We start from the raw sequence: 24,852 nt of genomic DNA, 5'->3' as shown, positions 1-24,852 counted from the left end.
TGTTGTGCAATGCGAAGCTTGCGGCTGCCGATCGGTTAACGCAAGGTTAAAGTTTTAGCAGCAGCCGCGCTTTTTTTAGCTTGAGGTTGTGACCAACGTTTCGGCGCTGTGGGCTATTTCGTGTAGTAGGCGTACCGCCGATCGGAATAGCCCTCAAAGCGACGCATAAAGGTCTCGTCAGTCTTGTTCAGGACCGCGCCAACCAGTCGCTCCGAAAGCAGAGGCGATGAACGAACGGCTTTGAGGACCTCATCGGTCGAGTTACCCCATTCCACCACCATGATAAACGCGTCGAACAGTCCCGCGACGGCCTTTACGTCAACGATCGGCAGGATCGGCGGCAGATCGCATAGGATATAATCGTAGTCTTGACGGGCCCTTTCCAGTTCTTTCCTGATCGAAGGCGCACTGAGAACGTCGGAGCTGTTCGAGGGCCTCGCGGTAGCAGGGGACGGTATTACGTCGAATTTGAAGTTGGGATCAGGGATGACGACGTCGGCCAATGCCAAGCCCTCTGCGGCCATCTTCTGCAACCCGCGTTCATCGATATAACCAAGCGTTTGCGACAGAGCAGGACTGCGCAAGTCGGAGTCAATGACGAGTGTGCGCGCCCCGGTCTTTGCCAGGAAAGCTGCAACCGCAGCCGCGACCGTCGTCTTGCCCTCGCCGGGGAGCGCTGAAGTGATGCCGATGACCTTGGCCTCGCCGGGATAAAGGTCAATCGCAACCTTGATATAGCGTAGCGCCTCAGCGGTAGCCGAGAAAGGAGGCGCCTCGTTGATTTGGCGAAACGCTGAGGACCTACCGCGCAATCTAGCTTTGAGTCTGGATAGCTGAGGAAAAGCGGCGAGGCAGCTCGTCCCCAACAGCGTTTCAAGCTGATCACGCGTATGCACCCGACGATGCATGAACTGCTCGCGGGCTATGGCACTCAGCGCGCCAAGCCCCAATCCGCACATCACGGCGAAAGCCAAAGTGATTCCTACCTTTGGCGAGCTCGGCTTACTCGGAGCCGAGGCCTCGGTAACTACGCGGGCCTCCGTCGACGGGAATGATTGCTGTTGAACCGACTGCGTAAACCGTGACAAGAAAGCTTCGTAAATTCCGCGATAGGTATTTGCTCCAGTCTCCAGTTCGCGGAGCCTGACCTGCGCCTGCCGTGTTGATCCAGACTGTTGGAAGATCTCGAGCATTCGCTTATCGATGGCCTCTTCCTGGGACTTCGCGATCTGCAGCTCGCTTTTATAGCTCTCCGCGATACGCGAAATTTCGTCCCAAATCGAACGTTGCAGCGCCGCCATTTCCGAACGCAGATTCTTCACTGCCTCGTGGTCGGGTCCGTACCGGACACTCCATTCGGCTTGCCTGTTTTGATTCTCAAGGAATTTCTGCCGAAGCTTGGTGATGACTTGGCTGTTAAGAGCGTCCGTAACAACCGGATCGGGAATGGCGAAGTTCTCTTTCTCCGGGCGCTGTTCAAGTATGAGCTGTATCCGATCCAGCTTGGCCCGCGCTTGGCTCGTATCGGCGCGGGCTTTTGCGAGCGCCACGCCCAGTTGGTCAAGCTCAACCTCGCTCGCGAGCTTCCCTTCTACTCCGATGATGATGCCATTCTCGGCCTTGAAATCTTGAACCGCCTTGTAGGCGTTGCTTGCCTGCTGGCGAAGCTCGCTGATCCGTTCTTCCAGCCAAGCGCTCGCGCGACGCGTGGCCTCATACTTGGCCTGCAGCCGATAATCTATGTAAGCCTCGGCGAATGCGTTTGCAATTCGCGCAGCCTTGTCTGGATCCAAGGAAGTATAGGCTATCTGTTCGACATAACTGCGGCCCAACCTCGTAACACGTAGATTGTCATTGAGGGTTGCAAGTGCTCGACGCTCCAGCTCGGCAGAGGAGAGGCGCTCATCAGACTTCTTAGCCAGTCCAAATAGTCCGGCAGCGCGGCCGAAGAGTCCGTGGCCAGATCTGACAAATTCAGGGTCCTCGGTGAGATGCAACCGGCGTATGACGGACTTGCCGACCTTTTCCGATTTTGTGGTCTCAATCTCGCTTTCGACGATCGAGTCGTCGACACCACGGGTCTCCTGTGAGGTTTCAGACTGGGGCGCCGTGATACCTTTGGTGTCTACGAACATGTCCGTCTGCGCAGTGAATTTGCGCGGGGCGAATCCGACATAAGTGGCTCCAAGCGCTGATGACAAAATCGTCACGAAAGCGATGAGACGCCACTCGCGACGGAGGAAGTCACGCAATTGGAGCAACGACTTCGTCTGGGCATCCAAGCCACTGTCTGCCAAGCTAACGAGGGGCCGAAGGTCGCCGGCAATGTTCATCGCGCTGCTGCCTTACTCAATCAAATCATATCTTCAAATGAGACCTGCTTCCAGAAATGGGGCCGAGTGCAAGCCCATTTAGGGGCAGCTCTGTACAAGCCAGTATTGCTGATCAACTCACGCGTTCGGAGCACAAAGAAAGTGCAGCGCTGCCTGCTGCTTGATCAGCGCGGCGCCGGTTGCCGCGAACCCGTGCCTCCGAATGCTTCGCCAGCAGACCGCGGTTGCCAGTCTAGGGCGGGTCCAACACAGACTGATGACGCCCCCCCAGGATGGTGCGGCTACAAAGACGGGCCAATTATCCCCTCAAGTGGCGGCCCACTGACGGCGAAACGAGGATTGGTCCCGCAGGTTCTGCCCAGCAAGATCGCGTTGCGCAAGAAGGGCATCAATGTGGGCTCGCATCTTCCGGACGAATTGCTCGCGGTTGAAGTGCGCGGCATGAGCAACGATGGCGTCGGAGTCGAATTCCATAGTGGAAAGTCGTTTAACGGCATCCGCGATCGCGCCGACGGTTTGCTCATGGAAGAAAACGCCGGTCAGGTCGTTTGCGACAGTCTCCGTCGCGCCCCCGCGTCCAAACGCAACAACGGGACGGCCGCTAGCCATGGCTTCGACGGGAACCATTCCGAAATCCTCCTCACCGGGAAAAATCAACGCGCGGCAGCGCGCGTAGTGATGCTTGAGGATTGCAAACGGCTGCGGTCCGAGCACTGACACTGTCGGACCGGCAAGGCGACAGACCTCAGGAAGCAATTCGCCGCCGCCTATTACGACCAAGTTCAGCTTCAATTCATTAAAGGCGCGTACCGCAAGATCGGGCCGCTTATAGGAGACGAGCTCGCCGGCCATCAGGTAATAGTCCGCCACTTCGGAGCATGGCACCGGTGAGAACGCCTTGGTATCGATGGGAGGGTGGATAATGGTGGAATCGTTGCCATAGTAGCGACGGATACGCGCTGCAACCGTTGCGGAATTTGCAACGAAGCTGTCGACGCGGGCGGCTGACGAGACGTCCCAAAGCCGCAAATAATTCGCAAGTGGCGGAATCGCCAAACGGGTGAGGAAACCTGCGCTCTGCTGATAGTCGTGGAACATGTTCCAGATGTAGCGCATGGGTGTGTGACAATAGCAGACGTGTAACGCGCCGGGCGGCGCTATGACGCCCTTCGCCGGCCCGGACTCGCTGCTGATGATCAGGTCATATGGCCGCAGATCGAGCTGCTCCAGCGCCATCGGCATCAGAGGCAGGTAGGCCTTGTACATTCGCTGCGCGCGAGGAAGCCTATTTATAAATGTCGTAGCAACGTGGTGCTTGCGAATTGTCTCCGAGACCATCTCCGGAACATAAACGTGTGTATAGATGTCTGCGCCCGGATACATTTCGCATAGCGCTTCAACGACTTTCTCGCCGCCGCGCATTCCAACGAGCCAATAGTGTACGATGGCAACTTTCATGACGTCATTTCATGCAAGTAAAATAAATCGGCTGCTCGCCGTCGCGAAGAACTCGTAGAACTCAGGGGGGCAGCATAGCGGGACCAGGAGGGCAGCCCTCCGGTGGGCCTGTGTCGCGTGCGAATACGTGAACATAGTCGATGAGCAGCGTGGAGGGATTGGGGGTCCGGTCGATCGGCCACCCACCACCGAGTGCAAGATTCACAAGGGGATAGAGCGGGCCGTCGAGTTCGGGAGGAGTTGGCTGCGTCCATACCGGCTTGCGATCCAAGAAGAACACAATAGCCTGCGGCGAGATATCGGCGCCGAAGGTGTGGAACTCGTTAAAGAGAGTATCGGCAAGTATATCGATCTTCTGAGCCTCGCCGCGCGTCTTCTGCGGATCCTTGTACCAGATGTGCGTCGCGGCTTGATAAGCAGACGGAAATTGCCCGTAGTATTCGATGACGTCGATTTCGACATTGCCCTCGGTCATCGCTGCCGGCTTCAAGGCTGCAAGCCAGAATGCCGGCCAAGTGCCGCGGCCTGCCGGCATCTTCATCCGTGCCTCGAAATAGCCGTAGCGTGTTCCGGTCCCTGCGCCAGACGCATCGGCGGCGGCCAAAAGTCCTGACGTCCAGCGGCCGTTTTTATCCTTCGAAGCGGTGATGGAAAGAATTCCATTCTCAACCTTGAACGGCCCCTTTGGTCCGGGGTTTGCGAATGCAGCGTCTCCAAAATCGCCAGCCCACGGCGTGTGCGCCGTCCACCGTGCGGGGCCGATGCGGTCGGCCGACACACGGAGCTCGTCGAACTCTTCGAGCAACACGGGGTGGAGTTCGCATGACCGTGACGGCTCGGCTGCGAATACACAACGGAGCGAAACACTCAAGGCGAGGAGGGCGCCTCCGCCTGCAAACATACGGCCATTCATAGGACAGGCTCCGATTGATGGTGGCCGCGGATATCACTAGCAGATGCGCTAATTCCGGTCATGAATCACACGGCCTTCAAACTCTTTGTGAGTCGGATTCCAAAGCCGTACAGCGAAGCCACATAGACTGCGCCGCCAAATAGCGAGACCGTCCCCAGCTCCAACAGAGCCGGGATCCGTGTCCAAATAAGCGTGTGTCTCAAGACGATAACCAAAACGGTCATGACTGCGCATGCAGCGGCCACTTGCCAGAGCTTGGCTAATTCCGAAGCCGCATTGGTGCCGACAAGTTGTCGGGCGGCGCGAAGCGAGAGGACAAACAAGATGAAGGAGACCAGGCCGCGCGCGGCGATGACCCCGATCAGCGAGTAAAAATACAGACCAAGAAACATTAGAACGACCTTTGAACACAGTTCAACCAAGGTCAGCCGAAACACCAAACTGGTCTGGTTGGTCGCGAGCGCCAGAGAATGCAGAGGCTGATAGAAGGCGCTAAGGACGGTCGAGAGAGCAAGCCACCGCAGATAGAGGCCGGCATCGTGCCATTGCGGACCCAACAGGACCTCGGCGATCAGATCAGATGTCAGAGACATGCCGATGCAGGCTGGCGCCGCAAGGAGCATGGTGAAGCGGGATGCCTTCGAATACGCCTTGCGCAGTCGGTCCGTGCTTGGATTGATCTGCGCCAATGCCGCCATGAGAGGCTGCATGGCCGGGCCAATCAGGCTTTGAGTGGGCATGACCGAGAGGTCGCTGGCGATCGTGTATTGACCGAGTGCGGCTTTGCTTAATGAGAACCCGAGGAGGATGCGATCAAATTGCCAGCTTAAGGCAATTAGGATCTGCGCGCCGCTGAGCCAGCCGAGAAAAGCCGAGAATTCCCGAAACTCGGAGAGCGTCAGGCGCGGCCTATAGGGTGCCAACACGTATGACATCGATGTGGCCCCTAAGGCCGCAGAGATGCCGCTGGCCACAATTGCCCAATAACCAGCTCCGAGTGACACCAGGGCGATCGCGGTTGCAGCAGCGATCAGCTTGCCGGCGATCTCAGCAAGGAACACTTGCCTGAAACTCATGCTGCGGACGTATTCAACCATGCCCGGGCTGTAGAGGCTGCGTGCTAGGGGTCCGATCCCGCTCGCCAGAATCAGCGCGACGAGCCGGGGATCCTTGTAAAGATGTGCAAACGGCCATGCGGCGAGCAACAGCACCGAGCCCAGTATAACGCCCCTGATCATGCTCAGGGTAAATGCTGTATCCAGATGTGACTTCTTCACATGGGGCAATCGCGTAAGGGCTTGGAGCGTTGGTACCTCGAGCACCATATCCGCGATCGTAATCAACGTAGCGGCGATCGCCGTAAGCCCAAAGTCGCCGGGCGTCAGAAGCCGAGCCAGAACAAGAAGAGTAAAGAAGTCGATGAGTCGGCCTGACAACCTGGACGAGACCGTCCACACAGCCCCGAAGATGGTCTTGCGAGTCAGCACGAGCGCCGCCTAGCCTTTCATGACCATGTTGTGTTGCGGACCCGCTAACGCAGCCGCATTACTGCGGAAGGTTGCGGACCGACCCGCATCACAAACCTGCAGTCCCATCACCATTGCCTTTCGCTGAGAGGGGTACTTGTGTGACTGACCTCATCTTGTCACCAGTGCCCATGATCGTTGTCGCACGTTCCGGCTCAATGCGTCCTCGCAGTACGTCAGAGAGGCCGCGAATGTTTCCTCGCAACCGACCTCGACGATCGATGAACGGTTCGGGCTTCAAAAAACGTGCGAGATTGCTGGCGACATTCCTAAAGATATGGCTCGCTGCCTGACGGGCAGTCATCGTGCCTTTGCGCAACAGGTAGATCGGATTGACCACCTGGGAATAACCTAGTTTGTCTCCCGCGACCCTCCCGCCCTTGACACCCATGTGAACACCACGCGCATGCGCAGATTTGATCAGGCGTCCCCCGTGCTTTGCGAGCGCCGCGCCAAAGTCCCTGTCTTCCTGCCAGCCGTAAAGTACAAGGCGCTCGTCGAACCTCGTTTCGCCGATCGCCGCGGCACGAAAAGCCATGTTGCAGCCATAGGGACTAAACGGTTCAATCCACATCGAGCCTTGCGGGCTGTTATTTGCTGCAAGGATGCTCCGCGCTTCGTCAAAGCTTAGTCCCGGCCCGTGAATGCCATCAGCAAGGAGATAGCCCGTAAGTCCGATGACATCCGGCTCGTCGCGGAAAATCATGGCGGCAGCCGCCAGCCAGTCCGGATCGGCGACAAAATCATCGTCAAAGAAGGCCACAACCTCAGCGGCATTGCCCAGGGCGGCGAGGGCGGTATTTCGCTGAGCCGGCAATCCAGGAGGACCGAGGACAACTCGAACGCCCGGTAGATTCGCCGCTTCGCCGGCGTCCTCCGGCAGGACGCCTGAGACGACAATGGACTTGGGCTGCAGGGTCTGATTACGAAGCAGGTGCGTAAGGGTGGCGGTGACGATTTCAGGGCGGCCTCGCGTTGCGACGACGACGGCTATGCTCGGTAGGGGCAGGGCTTTCACTGTAGGTGCGCTCAAGGCGCGTCTGGGTTCGTGCATAAGTTCGAGATAGCCGGCGGCGGTACTCTCCCATGAGAAATGTCGGAGCCGCTCGCGTCCTCTTCCGACAAGTTCAGTTCTTTGCTCCGTCGAACTTGCGAGCTGTCGAATCTGTCGAAGCCATTCGGCAGGATCGTCGGGCGCGGCAAGCAGGGCTGCATCGCCACACACTTCAGGCATGCTGGCGCGGTTGGACGAAATGACCGGACATCCACGGGCCATCGCTTCAATGATGGGAAGCCCAAACCCCTCGGTCCACGACGGAAAGAGCAAGCACAACGCTCGTTCCATCAGGTACGCGAGATCGTCATCCGTAACGTAGCCAAGCAGTTTTACCCCTTGCGCGCCGGTCAGGCTCTCGGGAGCGTAAATATCCGCGCCTCCTCCTGCGATGATTATGCCGAGATTCATGGCAGCAAGTTCCGGTGCGATTCTGAGAACGAGCTGCAGATTTTTGTGGGAAGCACGCGACCCCAGCGCCAATGCAAAACGTCCATCGGGCACGGCTGAGGGGGCGATGTGGGCGCGAGTTGGCTCCCAAGTCAGTGCGTGTTCGTGGCCATTTGGAAGGACCGCAATGTCGGCGGCGCGCACAGGAAGGTGACAAGCAATTTGGCGGGCCGAGGCGGCTGAGACAGTCGCAATCCTGGCAGCACGCTTGGCCAGCAACGGCTGCAGGGTTCGGTACGTCGTGCGGAACAGTGAGCGATAGCTCTGCGGCGCTACAAAGACGTTCGCGTCGTGAATACATACCACCTGATCGGACTTGATCGCTGGCGCGGTGTTGCAAAGATTGAGGAGTCGGTCCGGCCATCGCGCCGGAAGCACTATCTGCTCCCAGAGATGCCCAGCAAGCGGCCCGGCGGTTATGAGGGGGATAGACTGGAATCCCGGATCGACGGCATCAGCTGGGGCAATGATCGCGGCTTCTTTGCCCCGCGCGGCGAGTGATCTACTCATGGCGGCGCCGACATTATGGGCGTACCGCTGAACTCCAGTCAGCGGTTGAGTCAAGAACCGGCCATTTATGCCGAAGTTGGCGGACGAGCTCATGCGTTCGCTCCCGATGCGGGGGAGGGCGCGAGCAGGACGGGTGCAAGCTGGTCACGAGGGGAGGAGCACGCAAGCCCGGCAAGAGCGTAAAACAGCAGGCCTTGCTCCACCGTGGGAGCGGCTAAGGTGTCTCCTATCATGAGCGCCAGGCAGGCGGTCCGGGCTGCAATGCAGGCATCCGCCTCAAACGTATGGGGCGCATTTCGTTGCCCGAAAAGCGCCGTCGTCACGAAAAGCAAGTAGAATGTCGTTCCGGGGATTCCGACGTTCGAGAGGAGTGCGATCGGAAGACTCGACGTGCGTACGGTCCCCAACCCGACACCCAATCCAAGAGAATCAAAGAAGTTCTGCATCGCATAGCTGTTCCAGGAGCTGCGCTCGATGGCCGAAGTCGAAGACGACTTGTTGAGGATAAGCGTGTCCGCATAGCGCTGCACGATTTCCGAGGCTCTCTCATCGAGAAGTACAGCAAGGATCAGTGTGATCAGAAGGACAGGGGCGCATAGTGCCGCTGCTGAACTGAAAGGGCGAGCGGAGTCAAAGCCAGTACGCTGCAGCATTGAGATATATAGGAACAAGAGCACCAACGGAGCGCTCGCGAGCCCGGTAGAAGACGTGGATAGAATGACGAGAGCGAACGATGCGGCAGCCAAAAGGCCGGTCAAGGTGGCGTTCCTGCCGAAGAGAAAGAGCGTACCCGTGAATGCGAGGGCACCCAGTGTCGCGCGCGCAAAGGCGGATGCTTCCGGGTAAGAACCGACGATGCGCTTTGCGCCATTCAGCTCATCGTCGAAGTGCATGGTGTACCGAGCATTACGCATGAAACTGAGGAGAGCCTGCGTCCCGGTAGCGTATGTGCCGATGTCCAGCATCGCTAGCAGGACGTTGCCCGCAGAGTAGCTCACTAGCGCGGTGACAATGGTCCGAAAGCCGCCAAGGCTCGAACCGATCGCAACTGTCATTCCAAAACAGGTGAGATTGGCTATCATGTAAATGGATTGCGTAAAATTGCTTGACACCGGGCCAAGAGGGACCGTTGACCCGGTGTTGGCATATTCCGACGCTCCCAATGGAACAATCTGCGTTCCCCCAGCCAGCAGCCGCGGAAGCAGGACGGCTGAGCCAACTCCATAAACAACCAGGCATAACAGCCAAAAGCCGGGCTGGCCGAAGCTCACGGATCTGATTGCCGCCGCGGCCACGTGCCGCTGGGAAAGCACCGTTGCAAGCACAAAAACCAGAAACAGGTGAGCTGGTTGTATGTTCGCACTGCCGACGAGAATGGCGGCGGCAGCTCCGAATAGGGTTGTGCAGATGAGCACGCTAAATGTGGCTCGCTGGCCGAGAGGCAGGCAAAGCAAACCGAGCAGGACGGTTAGCACTCCGATCGGTTCCACACTCATTGCGCGCTAACCCTGATTGTACCGGAAGCTCCCATGACGTCCTTCGTCACCAGATCCTGTTTTGGCCAAATCGATGCTGCAGACTCGCGGGATCGTTCCTCAGTTGGTGGCAGCCCGTACTATTAGCGCGCTATCACGGCTCGCACTGAGTGCATGGAATCGAGCATAGGGAGGAGAGCATGCTTCAGTACGGGGAATTCCCGCGCTATCGCACCTTCGCGCCACAGTTCAGCTCGGAGCGATGCTAATCTGCTCAAGGTCGGCCTAGCCTGGTGTGGGCGAAACACGTTCAGGACATCCGGCCGGCCAAAATCAACCGAGCGGGCAGGAAGGTCGAGGCAATGCAAAACTTCCGCAGTGGGGCGCGTGATGGCCTTCTTAAGGCGAACCCAGGCTAACTCGGTGTCTATCGATGCTTTGACTGCGCCTTCAATCGAAAGCTCATCGACGTAACCTAGTGCTCCTGAGAGAAGGTCATTTCTGTGGCCTGGATCAATGAATCCGTAGCGGATGTCGCCGCAATTGGCCGCGACGTCGTCCTCCCCGTCTTCGACGAACGAGCGAACCGAAGGAATCGCCGGCTCAAACAAGCTCTCGATGAGATGCCAATACCGCAGGACGCATGAGTGTATGTCGAGAGGGCTATAGCAATTTCGCTCTACCAATAGGCCCGCGACTTTTGGGAAATGCTCCTCCCCATGTCCTTTGTAATTCGCCCGGGCGAATTGAATAGTTTCGATACTGAGTGCGGGGAAAGCGCTCGCCATCAGGCGTTGAGTGCTGCCGTAAAGGCCTGTGTCGCAAAGTAGGATCCGCGAGGTATCGTTCCGAAGCTTTGAAAAATGGCGCTCGAACCGCGCATTCTGCTGCCGAATGTCCGACAACACCGCTTCACCGGAACTGTGAAAAAGCATGTCGAGAAAGTCCCCCGCGGCAAACGGCTCATTCCACCGGTCTGGAAGGCTATACCGCCGTCCGCCGATTGCGCTCGCTACGTCTGAAAACGAGCGACCGCGGAATTCGCGGGAAAGTTCCTCAACCGCGGCAGAACTGCGCGTTAGAATCGCGGCCCGCGCGGCGACTAGTCGCGAAACCATGAAGTTGCCCCGCCGCATTCCCAGGGGAAGAGAAAGTCTTGCGAGGACCCGCTCGAATGCTTCCCTAATTCCGACGCCCCCTCTGGCGCAAAACAGCAACGCAGATCTGTCGTGTGTCTCAACTTCGGCGGCATAAAGCCAAATCCGCACGCAAAATTGCGTAACGATTGGTCCGAGGACGAAACGTCCAAACGCATGGGCATTTTCCAGAGGCGCCGGCGGCCGTTTAGCAAATTGCGTCCTGGACGAGAGAGCGCTCCTCATCAGGGCCAAAGCTCCGTTTGCCTTGCGAAGATGGCTCAGCCAAATCGGACGTGGCGTATGAACGGCAGTGATGCCGTGCACCGACGCATTCGCAAGATCGGCGCGGACGTCATCGCCGATATGCAGGATGCGACCCAGCGACACGCTTTCCGCCTCCGCAACATATGGAAACAAATCGCCGCGCCGCTTCGTACGTGCACAATCGCTACTAGTGTAGATCTGGCCGATGAGATCCGGGACGTAAAAGTGATGAATAAGTTCGCGCACATCTTCGGCCGATAGCATCGTGTCGCTGACGGCAACGATACGGCGACCAGCATGACGGTTCGCGAGCAGGACGTTGGCCAAGTAGCGGTTTGGGACAAGTGACTTTTTCTCGACGTCCAGCTCGATCGCCAATCTCGTCGCGATCTCTGAGGCTGGAAGGCCTAGCAGTTTGAGCTGCCGTCCGATGACGTCCGTCAATCGGACCTCGCCGGATCTGCCGGCTTCGAGGGCCCTGAATGCCAGTCGTTCCGCTTCAGCTCGAGCGGTGATCAGCAACGATGGCTCAATCTGCCACCCGCGCGAGGCAAGAGATCTGCTGAATAAATGTTCAGCTTGCCTAATGCGTGAGCGAGCAGATCTCGTTGTTCGCAACAGAAGCGTATCGAAGACATCAGTCGAAATCAGATCGATCGCACCGGAAGCGCTGATGCACTCAGCAAGTTCCTGTGGACTCATAATCGAAAACTCCAAACTGGTGACGACTACCTCGATTTAAAACACCGAACGCCTGCAGTTATGATCTGCACTACAAGGTTCCAAAATTAGCTGTTGCCCATATGAACTGATCCCTTGTAGCATTTTGCGTGCCAATTCGAGGTCGACCACGCTGGGTGGCGTTGATGAGAGTTGCGCTAATGTCCTTGGTTGATGTTGAAGACGAGTTGTTTGAGCGAATTGTTTTTAGAGCAAGACGATGACAGTTTTTGCGAAGCGCGGCCTTTCGGCACTTGCGTCGCTTGCTAGTCGGGCGGCGAAAAGTCCTTCGCTCCGTCGGATGATGTTTAATGCGATCCGCCTGCAACGTATTGAGGTCGAGCGCTTTAGCCGAATGGAGGAGATTCGGTTTTTGGCGTATTGCTTTGTGAATCGCCATCAATCCCGATCACAGATACTCCAGGATCTCTGGGTGGGGTACGAGCTTGGCGAGAGGCGCGGAGGCTTTTTTGTCGAGTTTGGAGCAACCAATGGAATTTTGAATAGCAACACCTGGCTGTTGGAGAAAAAGTTTGGCTGGAAGGGAATTGTAGCTGAGCCAAATCCGCTCTGGCATTTGGCGCTTATGCAAAATCGCAGCTCGAGCATCGACCGACGATGTGTCAGCTCGAGCTCGGGTACGAAGGTGAAATTTCTGATTACGGACTCGGTTGATCCGGAGCTGAGCGGCGTCGCCGAGTTCGCTGGTGGCGATCATTTTGCAGAAGTGCGATCAGCGGGTCAGGAAATACAAGTCGAGACTGTGACCCTCAATCAGCTTCTTATCGATCATGACGCGCCGGCGAAGATCGATTACATGTCTATCGACACCGAAGGCAGCGAATACGACATTCTACGTGCCTTCGACTTCTCGCGGTATGCGATAGATCTTATCTCGGTCGAGCAGAACAGGAAGACCGAGGCGGCAATTGATGCGATTTTGACAAGACACGGGTATACACGGGTTTTCAAAGAGTTTTCTCAATGGGATGGCTGGTACGTGCGCGTGGGGGCGGGGGGCGATGGAAATGGATCGCGAACGAGTCCGGCCGGCAACGCTTGATCGCGTGCTCGCCCTTCTGCCAATTCGCGGTAGCCGATGAGTAGGATCGTGTTGGGATGAATCGAGCGCTGCCGACGCATGTGGGGTGCATCCGCCATGCCGGTAGTTGAACCCATGGCCGAAGGAGAATCCATCAAAGTAGCAATGCTGCTTAGTTGCAGCTCGTTCGAAGGGTTCTTCGGTTGGGTCCTGCATCAGACGCGATCGAGCTATCTCGCGAGCTACCGAAACGACTGGGCGTGGTACTACGCGCGCGGTTTGAAGCAAAATGGCATCACTCCATTGCTCTACATTCCGTCACTCCGCGAGGCCGGGAGGTATGACACGGATCTCGGCATAGCCGTCCGGTTTTTGCCGCTTGACGATTGGTACAATCTGATCGAGCGCATATGGGTGAAGCGGCTGATCCGCCGGACGCGTTGGTCTCTTTATGCCGAGGAACGGCTGAACACGATCGCCTTTATGCAATCCCTTAACCAAGCCTTGAGAGAAGACGAGATCGATCTTCTGTACGTTCAAGAGTACTGGAGTGGAAGGTTCGATCATCTGGTAGGTCGAGTCGATGTGCCGGTCGTCGGTGCAGATCACGGCGGGTTGCCGGACCGTGTTGTAAAGCTCTTCAAGCGCGGGGCGTTTTCGAGTGCAGCGCTTTGCTACAGCCAGACCGAATGCGAATGCGACGTCGTTAGGCATTATGGTGGTCGATCCCGATTGCAGCCGAATGGGTGTGACGTCGCCCAATTCTTTCCTGACACCGCCGCAACGCGGGGGAAGACTATCCTGACAATTGCGCGGTTGACGAACAGGCAAAAGCGAACCAGCGATCTCATTCGGGCTTTAGCCGACCTGCCAGACGAATGGACCTTGGATATCGTGGGCACAGGGCCGGATAGAGACGTTTTGGATAGGCTTGTTGTAAGTCTCGGATTGTCCGACAGAGTTCGATTTCGCGGGTTTGTCGGTCGATCTGACGTGCGCGAGTTTCTTCGGAATTGCGGAGTTTATGCGATGCCCTCAGCTAACGAGGCGGTCGCTCTCGCAGTACTAGAAGCGATGGCTTGTGGCGCGGCGGTGGTTCTCAGCCGGATCAGGGCATTCGAGCAGCTTGTGACGCCTGGTGTCGATGGCCTTCTGTTCCCTGTCGGCGACGTGAAGGCATTGGCAGCGGCCATCCTTGATGCCTGGAAAAATCGTCAATTCCTTGGTCGGGCCGCCATCGAGACCGTACGAACGCACTATGACGCCAAGGTACTGTATACTCAGCTGGCGGACAGTTTGCGCAGCTCGGTCGATCGATACCGGCTTCGCGTTGATTGAGCTTTTGTCTTTTAAGATGCGGCCCTGCTTCATCTGCCGAATTTGATGCGCGACAGTTTAAGCAAGAAGGGATCTTCTCAATGAAAGAGCTATACGAAGGGGACAGCTATGGCAAAAACAACCCTACGTGGCATGAGGAAGATGCGCCTTGGAAGGCCAGTCAAATCGAGCACATAATGAAAAGAAACAATCTGCCGCACGAGCATATATGCGAAATCGGGTGCGGGACCGGTGAAATTCTGTTGAATCTAGAAAGAACGTTTCCTACAGCGCGCTTGTCAGGCTACGAAGTCTCACCTGATGCATTTCGGCGGGCAGCACCGAAAGCGACGCATCACACGCAGTTCTACCTAAAGGACTTGCTGGACGAACCCAACTTGCAATTCGACGTTGTGCTTATCATTGATGTCATAGAGCATGTGGAGGACTACATTTCGTTCATTAAGCGATTGCGACCTTTTGGCACGTTCAAGGTCTTTCACATCCCTTTGGATTTATCCGCGCAATCCATTCTGCGAGCGTGGCCGATTGCTGAACTCAGAAGAAACGTGGGCCACATTCATTATTTCTTCAAACAGTCTGCGCTAGCGACCCTTGAGGATTGCGGTTACACGATTGTAGACTATTGCTATACGGCCAGCCGCCTGGAATTGCCGAATCAAGCCTGGACCAGTCGTCTGATGCGCTTGCCGCGCCGGTTGCTCTTTGCGGCTGAACCTGATCTTGCAGTCCGGTTGCTTGGCGGCTACTCGCTGCTGGTCGTTGCGACGTGAGGATGTGCTCCGTCGCATCCATCATAATCATGGCTATCACGCCACGGACTGGCTCAACCGGCCGCCGTCATCGGGACTTAACTACTTTTCCGTTACTGGAAGCTTGTCAGTCGCAGGCAGCTTGTGGTGCGTCGCGCGAAAAATCCGGCGAGCTGCGAGTCCAACGACATAGCTGGCTTGCAAAATGATCTGGCCGGCTGCGATTAGCAGCACAGTTTCACCTCTACCGAGCCGCTGCTCGAACGCAACAAAGAGCGAGACAAACAACAAGAGCAAAAGGAAGGGCAGCAATACGCGGAATCGGAAGCGGAGTCCCAAGAGCGCTCCGAAAATAGCCAGCCCAATTGCGGCGTATTCCATGTTGTGCCTTCGAGGCGTGCGAAGCCTCTTCAGAAGAATTGAGGTTGGTTGTGCGTCACCGACCGCCAGCAATTTTGCCCGGCGGTGATCGATCGTCTAACGGAACCTGATCGACACGACAAGATCACACCTGCTGTACACAAAACAGCCTAAACTTGGGGCGAAAATGCAGATTCTGTGGACGTACTCCAACGGTCTCAGCATTGTGATACCGCTCAGCTGGAGGTATAAAGATACCTCGGAACTACTTTGCTCGCGGCAGAACTCGTATCTTTCTTCTCCCGCTTGAGCTTTTTGCTTGCAGCCAAACCGGCATCTCGCGGGCGGCTGCACATTTGCGCGCCGGGTGGCCATGCAAATGGACGTCGCACTCCCAGCCTATAAACAGTGCTTTGCCATTGCCAAGCCGAACATTAGGCTCATCTCAATCGGGACGTGGGTTCAAGCAGGTTTCGATGCGCATTTTGCAATTGCTCAACCATACGCGCCGCCTGAATGGCCATGTTCATGCCGCCGTGGACTTAGCGTGTGCCCAGGCCAAATTGGGCCATCAGGTTGCTGTTGCAAGCAGCGGAGGAGATTTTGATCCGCTGCTCGCCTCGAGCAACGTGGAAATAATGCAGGTGTGCATTGAGCGTCGACCGAAGAAGCTCGTCGACGGCGCATCACTGCTGTATCGGCTCGTGCGTGATTGGCGAGCGGACATCGTACACGCCCACATGATGACGAGTGCCGTCCTTGCCTGGCCAATTTGCAAACTGCTCAAGATTCCACTGGTCACAACCGTGCACAACGAATTTGAGAGAAGCGCAATTCTCATGGGGCTTGGCGCACGAGTAATCGCCGTAAGCGCTGCCGTCGGGACTTCAATGCGAAAACGCGGTGTCCCAGAATCGCGGATCCGCGTTGTGCTTAATGGAACAATCGGTGCGGCACGGCTCGAAAAGCAGGATCGTAGTCCCGCCTCACTTCAATCGCCCGCAGTGGTTTTTGTCGGCGGGCTTCATCCGAGAAAGGGTCTCGCTGACCTCTTTTCCGCGTTCGAGGCGGTGCACAGGGTCATCCCTACCGCGCATTTGTATATCGTTGGCGATGGTCCGCACCGGGCCGAGTATTTGACGCAAGTTAGCTCGATGGCGTGTGCGGAGGCAGTCACCTTCATGGGTGCTCAAGACAATCCTTTTCCATTTTTGCTCGGGGCAGATGTTTTCGTACTTCCGTCGCATGCTGATCCCGCCCCTCTGGTACTGTCGGAGGCGCGCGAAGCTGGTTGCGCTATTGTCGCGAGTAACGTGGATGGAATTCCTGAAATGCTCGATGGCGGCAGAGCGGGGATCCTCGTTCCGACGGGCGATCCGGCGGGGCTTGCCGTAGTGCTGCGCTCCTTGCTGGAGGACAAACAAGCCGTGCTGGAGTGGAAGAAAAACAGTCAAATCAATCTCGATTTTCTTACAATCGATCGGGTGGCCCGTGAAACGCTTCAGATTTATGAAGAAGCGTCCCGGCACGTTCATGGGCGCGCTTGAAACAAGTACATTTGGCAACCCATTCAGGAGCGATGCACTCACGCGAACGGGTGCTATTTCTGCTCCCAAGCTGGCTATTATCATTACCTGCTTCAATTATGAATCGTTCGTCGAACGCGCGATCAGAAGCGTTTTGGATCAGAAGTGCGATGCCTGCGAACTTGTCGTTATAGACGACGGCTCAACTGACCACTCGTGGGAGACAATTTCCCGCTCCGGTGTCAAAGCTTTCAAGATCGAGAATAGGGGGCAGCTGGGGGCTTGCCTCTACGGATTGGGAACCACGCAAGCACCCTTCATATTGTTCCTCGATGCCGATGACGAATTGAAGCCCGGCTCACTGACGAAGCTCCTCGACAAGTTGGACGAGCGCGTTGCGAAGGTACAATTCGGGCTTACACTGATCGATGCCGATGGCAATCCTTTGGGTCCATTTTGCTCACTCGATACGTTTCGAGAGCGTGACCGCGTGCTGGACGAAGTGCTCAGGCGCGGTGTGTATAAGACGCCGCCAACTTCCGGCAATGTATTTCGCCGTGACGTGTGCGAACTGCTGCGCGAAGTTAACTACGACAAAGCAGTTGACGGCGTGATTCTGTTTGCTGCCCCGCTGTTTGGCGATGTCGTAAGCCTTTCCGAAGAGCTGGGGCACTATCGCGTGCATGGCCGAAATGACTCCCGGCTCGGGCAGCTTCCGACGGCGCCCGTGCTCGAGCGTGATATGCGGCGATTCGCGCTTCGCACAGAGCACCTCCGTGACATTGTAAGGCGGCTCGCGCCCGGGCGTGAGCTGATCCAGCCTCAACAAGCCTTCTACTATCGTGAGCGCGAATATTGCCTTGAGATCGTGACGGGGAGAGCCCGAAGATCGACCAGCGTTGCGGCGCTACTCGTGGGGCTTCTAGTGGAACCCTATGCGCCCGCTCGAAAGCTTGCGATGGCCGCGTTCTTCGTGTTCGGGGCTTTTTTGCCGACCAGGGCAGCCAAAGCATTGCTCGCCATTCGGTCCCAAGGCGGACATCGATCGGCCAAAGCTTATGTTCGCGCGATCTCAGCTCCTTTCCGGAGCTAACGCGAGATAGCCGCGCGGCCTCCTCTCAATGGCAGGGCTGTGGCACGTGACCGAGGAGTGAAGAGAAGGCATCATTCCGCGCGTCCAATAGAAGTTCCCATCGGTAAGGAAAATGGCGAACCGATCCTTATATCGAGTGTTCGGCCGATCAGATGGTTCTATGTAACCAACTTGATTAACAAGCTTCTACTCGACAACAAGCTAACTCAGTGGAGTCCTGCGAGCAAGCTGCGCCCGGAGCGATTTGTACGGATCGCTATGACGCCGGGAGACTTGTATGTCTTCTGGGGTTGCCGGTCGATTCATACCAATGCGCCTTGCCATGCCGACAAGATTAGGGCCACGACGCTTTTCATTATGCGGACCCGCACCATGAGAGCAGCCCGAAGGAGTTCTTGCGAAGCTGATGAGTGCTGACGCTCAATTGGCCTGACCGTCACTGGCGCACTCCGGGCTCGGCAGCCTTGACCAAGCGTTGGAACACGGCCAGTTTTGTTGGTTCGTTCCGCGTCGCTGCCACAACATCACAGCAAGTCGTGGAAGATGAAGGTCTGTCCAACCGCGCTTCCGATCGCTCCGCCCCGAACCACCGCTTCGTTGTAGGTCGCCTGATCGACATAAAGGTTACGATCCGTTTGTGGCGTGCCGTCCCAGCGGTCGTTGAGGAAGTGAACCAGCACGGTGTGGTCGCCCGGAGCCCAATCGCCTTGCACCGTGATGAGTTCGTCCTGTCCCGCCGCATGGGAGGCGTGCGCGGTGAGCGTGCCGCCGATCTGCACGCCATCAACCGCGATAGAATACAGCGCATCACCGAGATAAGCGTCCTCGCTGATCTTCAACACCAACTGGTCCGGTCCGGTGCCGATCACGGTCGCGGAGCCCGTCGGCGGCGGAGGAGAGGGTGTGGTGGGCGGAGAGGGCGTGGTCGGCGGCGGCGTTGTCGTTCCGCCTGACGTGTCCGTGAACAGGAAGCTCTGTCCTACGGCGTTTCCGATCGCGCCGGCTGCATCGTTGACGCCGTTGTAAGTCGCGCCGTCGACATAGAGGTTGCGGTCGCTCTGTGGCGTACCGTCCCAGCGGTCGTTGAGGAAGCGAACCAGCACGGTGTGGTCGCCCTGAGCCCAATCGCCTTGCACCGTGATGAGTTCGTCCTGTCCCGCCGCATGGGAGGCGTGCGCGGTGAGCGTGCCGCCGATCTGCACGCCATCGACCGAGACAGTATACAGCGCATCACCGAGATAAGCGTCCTCGCTGATCTTCAACACCAACTGGTCCGGTCCGGTGCCGATCACGGTCGTGGAGCCCGTCGGCGGCGGCGGAGAGGGCGTGGTGGGCGGCGGCGTTGTCGTTCCGCCTGACTTGTCCGTGAACAGGAAGCTTTGTCCTACGGCGTTTCCGATCGCGCCGGCTGCATCGTTGACGCCGTTGTAAGTCGCGCCGTCGACATAGAGGTTGCGGTCGCTCTGTGGCGTACCGTCCCAGCGGTCGTTGAGGAAGCGAACCAGCACGGTGTGGTCGCCCTGAGCCCAATCGCCTTGCACCGTGATGAGTTCGTCCTGTCCAGCCGCATGGGAGGCGTGCGCGGTGAGCGTGCCGCCGATCTGCACGCCATCGACCGAGACAGTATATAGCGCATCACCGAGATAAGCGTCCTCGCTGATCTTCAACACCAACTGGTCCGGTCCGGTGCCGATCACGGTCGAGGAGCCCAACGGCGGCGGAAACGTCTGCGAAGCCTCCTGGGCGCCGTAGAGGCCGGGATCATATCCATCGGGCGAGGAGACGGTATCGTGCACAACGGCGAGCGCGTTTGGATCCGAAGAATAGACGCGGATGTAGTCGATATAGGCAGTGATCGGCACGCCGCCGCCGGAAGCGGGCGACTGCGTAGCGAGGTCCGCAATCAGATACATCGGGCCGTGCATGTCGCTCGGAGTCGCGCGCGTCCCGATCAACTGGCCATCAATGTAGAAGCTGATCTGGTTGGGCCCCCAATTCATGCCGTAGGTATGGTAGCCGGCCGGGTTCGGCATCAGGCTCGCCACCTGGAGCAGCGCTTGCCAGTTCTGGTTCGGCGCCGGGTCCGTGGTGTGGATGCCGCTAAAGATGGCCGCGTCATTGACGCCATAGTTCTCGACGATATCGAGCTCCTGCCAGTGTCCGGCTCCAGCTGGATCAGGGAGCGGGTGGTCGGGCAAAAGCCAAAACGCTTCCCATGCGCCGGGCAGGTTGGAGAAATCCGCACGGATCTCAAAGTAGCCGTACGTCTGGGAGAAATGTCCCTGTGTGGTGATCAAGCCGGATTCCCAGGCTCCGGGAACTCCATAAGGCGTTCGATCGGGAACGGCGGTGATCGAAAGCACGCCCTGAGAGACAGAGAAGGGGTCATAGCCCGAGCCGGGATCGACAAACGAGCTGGTGCCGAACCCAACGTCTGAAAAGGCGTCGCCGAGCCATTGCGCTCGCGTATCGCCCCAGGTTGTGCCAGCGCCCGTCAGCGAGATGCTCCGCGCGTTGAACTCGTCATCGAATGTGAGCTTGTAGCCTGTCAAGTCGATCATCGGGCTCCTCCCTTGGGAAAGCGTCGCTTGAAGCGGCCGAGCGAATTAAGCGTATCTGATCTCGGCTGCACAAGGGGTACACGGTGTAATTCGACCGGACGCCGATGTGACTAATTTCTAATCAGAGGGGCAAGGTTGGGTCGCTGATCCACGGCATTGCCCACCTACGACACAGCACGCACAGCCGAGGCTCTGCGGCGCGTTGCCGTAGCTCGTTAAGCTCGATTGCTACGAGGATCGCGCCGTGGCACGGCGCGATCGTGCGCGATGGTCAAATCACGGTTTGAGCGACGTGGAGCGTTTCTCGACCAAAAGAGAAGATAGCGACATGCAACGTGAAGTTTAGGAATGGCCTGGCGGGTGCGGCGCCAGTATCGGTCCTGTCGAGGTCTCGGTGGCAGTGGCGAGCAAAAATCTTCCGGCGCGATCTCGCGGCTTTCGCGCCAAGCGCGTGAACGCCTTCTGGTGATGGGCCCGTGATGATGCGGCCATCCGAGCCGCCGATAAAAGGCGCGCCGGTCGTTGCGGGTGAACTTAATGATGGAATGGGCGCCTCGGTGCTCCAATGGTGAAGATCGCTTCCGCGAGCTATGGCATCCGGCTGGTGGCACAAGGGCGTCTATACGTTCTTCGTTGCACCTAAGGCGCCTCGTGCAAACCTCAATGATGCCGAAATCAGGCGTATGACCGCTGAACCGAACTGTACGATCGTGGAGTTGACGTCAGCCGAAAGCATGTTCGAGCACCCGTTCACTCACAGAGAAGTCGTTGCGCCAAATGAGGCCGCCCGATTCTGGACCGAACTGGATGGCATCCTGGCTGCGCTGCTCGACATTGAAAGGAGTCTCGGTTTCGACGGAATCACTATCAAGGTCGACTGTCGGACGCCGACGGTAAACACCAAGTTCGAAGTGTGGTCGCCGGCGGCTGACACGCAGGCCGGGAAGCTAGTTGGCCTGATCTACGATGTCGCCTGGGAGGCTTTGTCTACTCCTTCGGCAATCAAGTGCCTCGAAAACCTCCGTCCGTATTTGCGCGAAGGTTAGCTTGGCGGCGCAAATTGCAGCGACCTCTGCTCGCTAATTCGGTACCTCCTCATGGACCGCGCGTCTTCTCCACTTTTCCTATAATGGCTTGGGGCCGCTGGCGTCGCGCCGAACGCCACGAGCACTCCGTCAATCTAAGAAGGTTGCCTGCCTATCGCTTCCGCCGCAATGTAGTCCAGAACGGCCGCGGAGGGTTTCGCTTGAGAATCCCTTGTCCAGACACGACGACCTTGACACGTTTGCTTCCGATGAGTAGGCGGTTTAGCTTTGAAGGAGTTCTTTCTTCTGCTCTCCTCGACGGGGCTTGCCTATCGCCGATGCCAGCTTGACCGAGTGAATGGCGAGGAATTGGAGGTCAGCTTCCTTCGCCAAAAGTCGAAGGCGACGAAATCTCCGGCTTGATCAGACAGACCGCTTGCCAAATTTTCCCGTGCCCTGGAACCTTGTCCTTCTGTGCACTTTGTAACATCCAGAAAAAGTGCGAGTGCGGGGGGGAGCCTTGACGGAAATGCCATTCATCCTGGTCATCGAGGATGACGATGCGATCCAGAGCTTTGTTGAGGATGTGCTGAACGAGGGGGGCTTCGAGACCGCTGTCGCAAGGACCGGCGAGGAGGCCGTGACTCTCCTTAAAGGGGGGCTCGTTACATACCGCGGCCTCGTGACTGACATCAATCTCCTGGGAAGGTTCAACGGCTGGGAGGTGGCGCGCGCAGCACGTGAGGTCGATCCCAGCTTCCCCGTGGTCTATATGTCCGGCGTGGCCGCTGACGAATGGCTGGTAAAGGGCGTGCCCAACAGCATAATGCTTCAGAAACCGTTCGCGCCCGCGCAGCTCGTGACGGCAGTTTCCAACCTCGTCAACGGCTGCTTGGGTCTCAAAGCACCAGATGACGCCGCCCGCTAGCCCTGGTGCTCAGTGGCGCGATTCTTCTTTGACCTTTGCGGTACAGAAAACGTCGATGATCCCGGCGGCCTCGTGTTTGAGCACGAAATAGATGCTTTTCGTGCAGCTCAAAGACTTGCCGAAGAATTGGCGAGTAGCCGACCCCATTTGAGAGAAAATACATGGGTGGTCGTGACGAGGGACGATAGCGCCAGCGCCTATCATGTGAGCCTTTAACATCATCCCGACTGCCATTCCGTTGCATGCCGTTATGAACCGGCGACGGCTGCCGAGTACAAAATGCACACACACACGAAAGCCACTCCAAGTCAGCACGGAAGAAAAAAGATGAACGGCCCTCGGGGGAGTATCCCGATGTTAGAACGTCGTGCCTCAAAACGGCTTTTAGTCAATCAACCCGCGCTGATCCGCTTTCGCGACATTCGTGGAGTTCATCCATGTGTTGTGAGAAACCTCAGCGACGAAGGAGCCTGCCTTAGCTCTCCGGTCCACATTTTCGCCGATGAGCTTGACCTATCGGTTGACGGGTTCAAGAGTACTCTGAGGTGCGAAGTTGTGTGGAGAGACGAGCATCTGTATGGCGTAAAATTCAAAGGCGGCAAACACTGTGGCCCATTGTGATGTGGCCTTGGCAGGCCCGGAGTACTATTTGGCAGAGCCAGTGTGCTGGCTGACTTGAAATGCGGCCTCCTGAGGGCCAACGCCCGCATTTCTATTGCGGGTCAAAACGCGAAGAACTCAGGTTGAGAAAATCTGGTCCGCTCTGGCTCAACGAGCGGACTTCCTACCGCGGAGGCGCGACTTCGCAGATGGGCGAGGAACAGACATGGCTACGCTTCTGCAGAGCTCGACGTTGACGTTTCCGTGGGCCGAAGCACTAACTGCGCGGCAGAAGAGAATACCCGTGAGCGCATGAGAACGGTGGCGACAAGGCCGGTAATACCTGACGCCGCCAGGATCATGGCAACGACGACGAATTGATAGATCGCCGCGTAAACGGGACTGGCGCCAGAGACCATCATGCCGGCCATGATTCCCGGGATCCAGACCAGCCCGAGAGACTTGAGCATATCGAGGCGAGGCAGAAGACTCGCATACACCGCGCTCTGAAGATAAGGCGCAACCGTAACCGCAGGCTCTGCGCCCAGTGAGAGCCCTGCCTCGATCTGGCCGACATGGGCCATGATCTCGGCCCGGAAGCGTTCTGCCGCCTGCGCGCATGCATTCATCGCATTGGCGATGATCATGCTGCCTACAGGCACGAGTATCGCGATGTCCGCCTGAAGGCTTCGGGTCGCGAGCATCGCAGCGATCACCGTCCCGGCGCCAGCGGTAATCGCCCAGAAGCAAAGCAGCAACGCGCCATCCATTCTGCGGAGGCGGCGGGCGGCCGTGAATGCCGCTGCAACTGTCATCGCCAACAGGATGAGCGGTCCGACCATCAGGCTGCCATGCAGCAGCACGGCCAGAATCATGCCGACAAACACCATCTGAATGAGGCCGCGCGCCATCGAGATGGCCGCCTCGCGCTCCACGCGGACCGCTTGCCACCGGCAGAGGGCTACGACCGCTGCACACAGCACGATGGCGGCGACGGCCTGGGCCAGCCCCATCAGCACATCGCGACCTATGCTGACATGCAACTCAGACATCATGCAGAACCTCCCTGGTGGCGCCGATCCTGACAATCCGGCCTGCTTCCAGGATCATCGTCCTGTCCGCGAGCCGGACGGCCTGTTCGCGATTGTGGGTGACGATCACGCAAGCCACTCGACGTTCCCGGACAACCCCCTGCACAAGCTCTTCGACCCCGTGCACGGATGCCTCATCGAGCGCGGAGGTCGGCTCGTCGAGCAGCAGAACCTCAGGGTCGTTCGCGAGCGTTCGAGCCACCGCCACGCGCTGGGCCTCACCCCCGGAAAGATGGCCTACGTCACGATCGGAGAATCCCGACAGACCGACCCGCTCGAGCAATGTTGCAATCTGCACGGGCGCCATGGCTTGCCCGCGTTGCCGCGGTCCGAAAGAGATGTTCGCGGCAACCGTGCCGGGAAAGAGAAAGGCCGTCTGCATGACCATGCCGACGCGCCGCCTCAACTCCCGCGGGGCGATCGAGCGGTAGTCCGAGGACCTGAGCAGAACTGTGCCGGCCGTGGGCTCATCCAGCCGGTTCAGCAGCCGGAGGAACGATGATTTCCCGGCTCCGCTGGGACCGACGACAGCGAGAATCTCGCCGGCCGAAACCTGGATATCGACGTCCTGGACGAGCAGCCGCCGTCCCACGCTTCGCGACAGGTGCCTGGTCTCCAACACCGTGAGCGCTCCCTGAGGGCCGCTGTCGCCAGCGCTAGATGTGTCCGTCGGTGCTGCTGCCTCGCCCAATTC

General features: G+C 57.8%; 18 protein-coding genes. 7 read left to right on the top strand and 11 right to left on the bottom strand.

Annotated elements, in window-relative coordinates; genetic code table 11:
• Window positions 1-113: 113 nt before the first annotated feature.
• From QA642_RS28525 to QA642_RS28495, 7 genes are all read right to left on the bottom strand, one after another.
• Window positions 114-2,333 carry an AAA family ATPase gene (locus QA642_RS28525; protein ID WP_283079818.1) on the bottom strand — a complete coding sequence of 740 codons (2,220 nt, stop codon included), beginning with the start codon at window positions 2,331-2,333 and terminating at the stop codon, window positions 114-116.
• A 306-nt stretch (window positions 2,334-2,639) separates the two neighbouring features.
• The gene (locus tag QA642_RS28520; protein ID WP_283079817.1) at window positions 2,640-3,791 is read right to left on the bottom strand and encodes a glycosyltransferase; all 1,152 of its coding nucleotides are present in this window, start codon (window positions 3,789-3,791) and stop codon (window positions 2,640-2,642) included.
• A gap of 61 nt (window positions 3,792-3,852) precedes the next feature.
• Window positions 3,853-4,599, bottom strand: coding sequence for a glycoside hydrolase family 16 protein (locus QA642_RS28515; protein ID WP_283079816.1), 747 nt, complete (start codon window positions 4,597-4,599; stop codon window positions 3,853-3,855).
• 170 nt (window positions 4,600-4,769) lie between these two features.
• A complete protein-coding gene (locus QA642_RS28510; RefSeq protein ID WP_283079815.1) occupies window positions 4,770-6,191 on the bottom strand; it encodes a lipopolysaccharide biosynthesis protein in 1,422 nt (473 codons plus the stop codon).
• A gap of 88 nt (window positions 6,192-6,279) precedes the next feature.
• On the bottom strand, window positions 6,280-8,337 hold the full coding sequence (locus tag QA642_RS28505) for a glycosyltransferase (protein ID WP_283079814.1): 2,058 nt from the start codon (window positions 8,335-8,337) through the stop codon (window positions 6,280-6,282).
• Entirely contained in the window at window positions 8,334-9,740 is a 1,407-nt protein-coding gene (locus QA642_RS28500) for a hypothetical protein (RefSeq protein ID WP_283079813.1), read from the bottom strand. The genes QA642_RS28505 and QA642_RS28500 overlap by 4 nt, the downstream gene beginning before the upstream one ends.
• Before the next feature lie 122 nt (window positions 9,741-9,862).
• On the bottom strand, window positions 9,863-11,824 hold the full coding sequence (locus QA642_RS28495; RefSeq protein ID WP_283079812.1) for a hydrolase: 1,962 nt from the start codon (window positions 11,822-11,824) through the stop codon (window positions 9,863-9,865).
• A 238-nt stretch (window positions 11,825-12,062) separates the two neighbouring features.
• On the opposite strand from QA642_RS28495, the gene QA642_RS28490 reads away from it, so the two are divergent.
• The 3 genes from QA642_RS28490 (at window position 12,063) to QA642_RS28480 (ending at window position 14,995) form a co-directional block, all read left to right on the top strand.
• On the top strand, window positions 12,063-12,905 hold the full coding sequence (locus tag QA642_RS28490) for an FkbM family methyltransferase (protein ID WP_283079811.1): 843 nt from the start codon (window positions 12,063-12,065) through the stop codon (window positions 12,903-12,905).
• 96 nt (window positions 12,906-13,001) lie between these two features.
• Window positions 13,002-14,222, top strand: coding sequence for a glycosyltransferase family 4 protein (locus tag QA642_RS28485; RefSeq protein WP_283079810.1), 1,221 nt, complete (start codon window positions 13,002-13,004; stop codon window positions 14,220-14,222).
• Between the two features lie 80 nt (window positions 14,223-14,302).
• The gene (locus QA642_RS28480; protein ID WP_283079809.1) at window positions 14,303-14,995 is read left to right on the top strand and encodes a class I SAM-dependent methyltransferase; all 693 of its coding nucleotides are present in this window, start codon (window positions 14,303-14,305) and stop codon (window positions 14,993-14,995) included.
• 81 nt (window positions 14,996-15,076) lie between these two features.
• On the opposite strand, the gene QA642_RS28475 is transcribed toward QA642_RS28480, so the two are convergent.
• The gene (locus tag QA642_RS28475; RefSeq protein WP_283079808.1) at window positions 15,077-15,355 is read right to left on the bottom strand and encodes a hypothetical protein; all 279 of its coding nucleotides are present in this window, start codon (window positions 15,353-15,355) and stop codon (window positions 15,077-15,079) included.
• A 455-nt stretch (window positions 15,356-15,810) separates the two neighbouring features.
• Here QA642_RS28475 and QA642_RS28470 point away from each other — a divergent pair, with 455 nt between their 5' ends.
• Both QA642_RS28470 and QA642_RS28465 read left to right on the top strand, forming a co-directional pair.
• The gene (locus QA642_RS28470; protein ID WP_283079807.1) at window positions 15,811-16,881 is read left to right on the top strand and encodes a glycosyltransferase family 4 protein; all 1,071 of its coding nucleotides are present in this window, start codon (window positions 15,811-15,813) and stop codon (window positions 16,879-16,881) included.
• Window positions 16,826-17,953: a glycosyltransferase family 2 protein gene (locus tag QA642_RS28465; protein WP_283079806.1), complete on the top strand. Its 1,128-nt coding sequence runs from the start codon at window positions 16,826-16,828 to the stop codon at window positions 17,951-17,953. The genes QA642_RS28470 and QA642_RS28465 overlap by 56 nt, the downstream gene beginning before the upstream one ends.
• Window positions 17,954-18,477: 524 nt before the next feature.
• On the opposite strand, the gene QA642_RS28460 is transcribed toward QA642_RS28465, so the two are convergent.
• On the bottom strand, window positions 18,478-20,514 hold the full coding sequence (locus tag QA642_RS28460) for a carbohydrate-binding domain-containing protein (RefSeq protein ID WP_283079805.1): 2,037 nt from the start codon (window positions 20,512-20,514) through the stop codon (window positions 18,478-18,480).
• Window positions 20,515-21,104: 590 nt separating this feature from the next.
• On the opposite strand from QA642_RS28460, the gene QA642_RS28455 reads away from it, so the two are divergent.
• Together QA642_RS28455 and QA642_RS28450 are read left to right on the top strand one after the other, a co-directional pair.
• Window positions 21,105-21,560 (top strand): hypothetical protein, encoded by a 456-nt coding sequence (locus QA642_RS28455; protein ID WP_283079804.1) that lies wholly within the window; start codon window positions 21,105-21,107, stop codon window positions 21,558-21,560.
• A 508-nt stretch (window positions 21,561-22,068) separates the two neighbouring features.
• The gene (locus tag QA642_RS28450) at window positions 22,069-22,467 is read left to right on the top strand and encodes a response regulator (RefSeq protein WP_283079803.1); all 399 of its coding nucleotides are present in this window, start codon (window positions 22,069-22,071) and stop codon (window positions 22,465-22,467) included.
• 830 nt (window positions 22,468-23,297) lie between these two features.
• Here QA642_RS28450 and QA642_RS28445 read toward each other — a convergent pair.
• The gene (locus QA642_RS28445; RefSeq protein ID WP_283079802.1) at window positions 23,298-24,122 is read right to left on the bottom strand and encodes an ABC transporter permease; all 825 of its coding nucleotides are present in this window, start codon (window positions 24,120-24,122) and stop codon (window positions 23,298-23,300) included.
• Window positions 24,112-24,780 (bottom strand): phosphate ABC transporter ATP-binding protein, encoded by a 669-nt coding sequence (locus QA642_RS28440; RefSeq protein ID WP_283079801.1) that lies wholly within the window; start codon window positions 24,778-24,780, stop codon window positions 24,112-24,114. Before QA642_RS28440 ends, QA642_RS28445 begins: the two co-directional genes overlap by 11 nt.
• Window positions 24,781-24,852 lie beyond the last annotated feature (72 nt).

Source organism: Bradyrhizobium sp. CB2312, assembly GCF_029714425.1.
Classification (GTDB): Bacteria; Pseudomonadota; Alphaproteobacteria; order Rhizobiales; family Xanthobacteraceae; genus Bradyrhizobium.
Note: the sequence above shows the minus strand (reverse complement) of the source record. Positions and strands in the feature narration are given on the sequence as shown.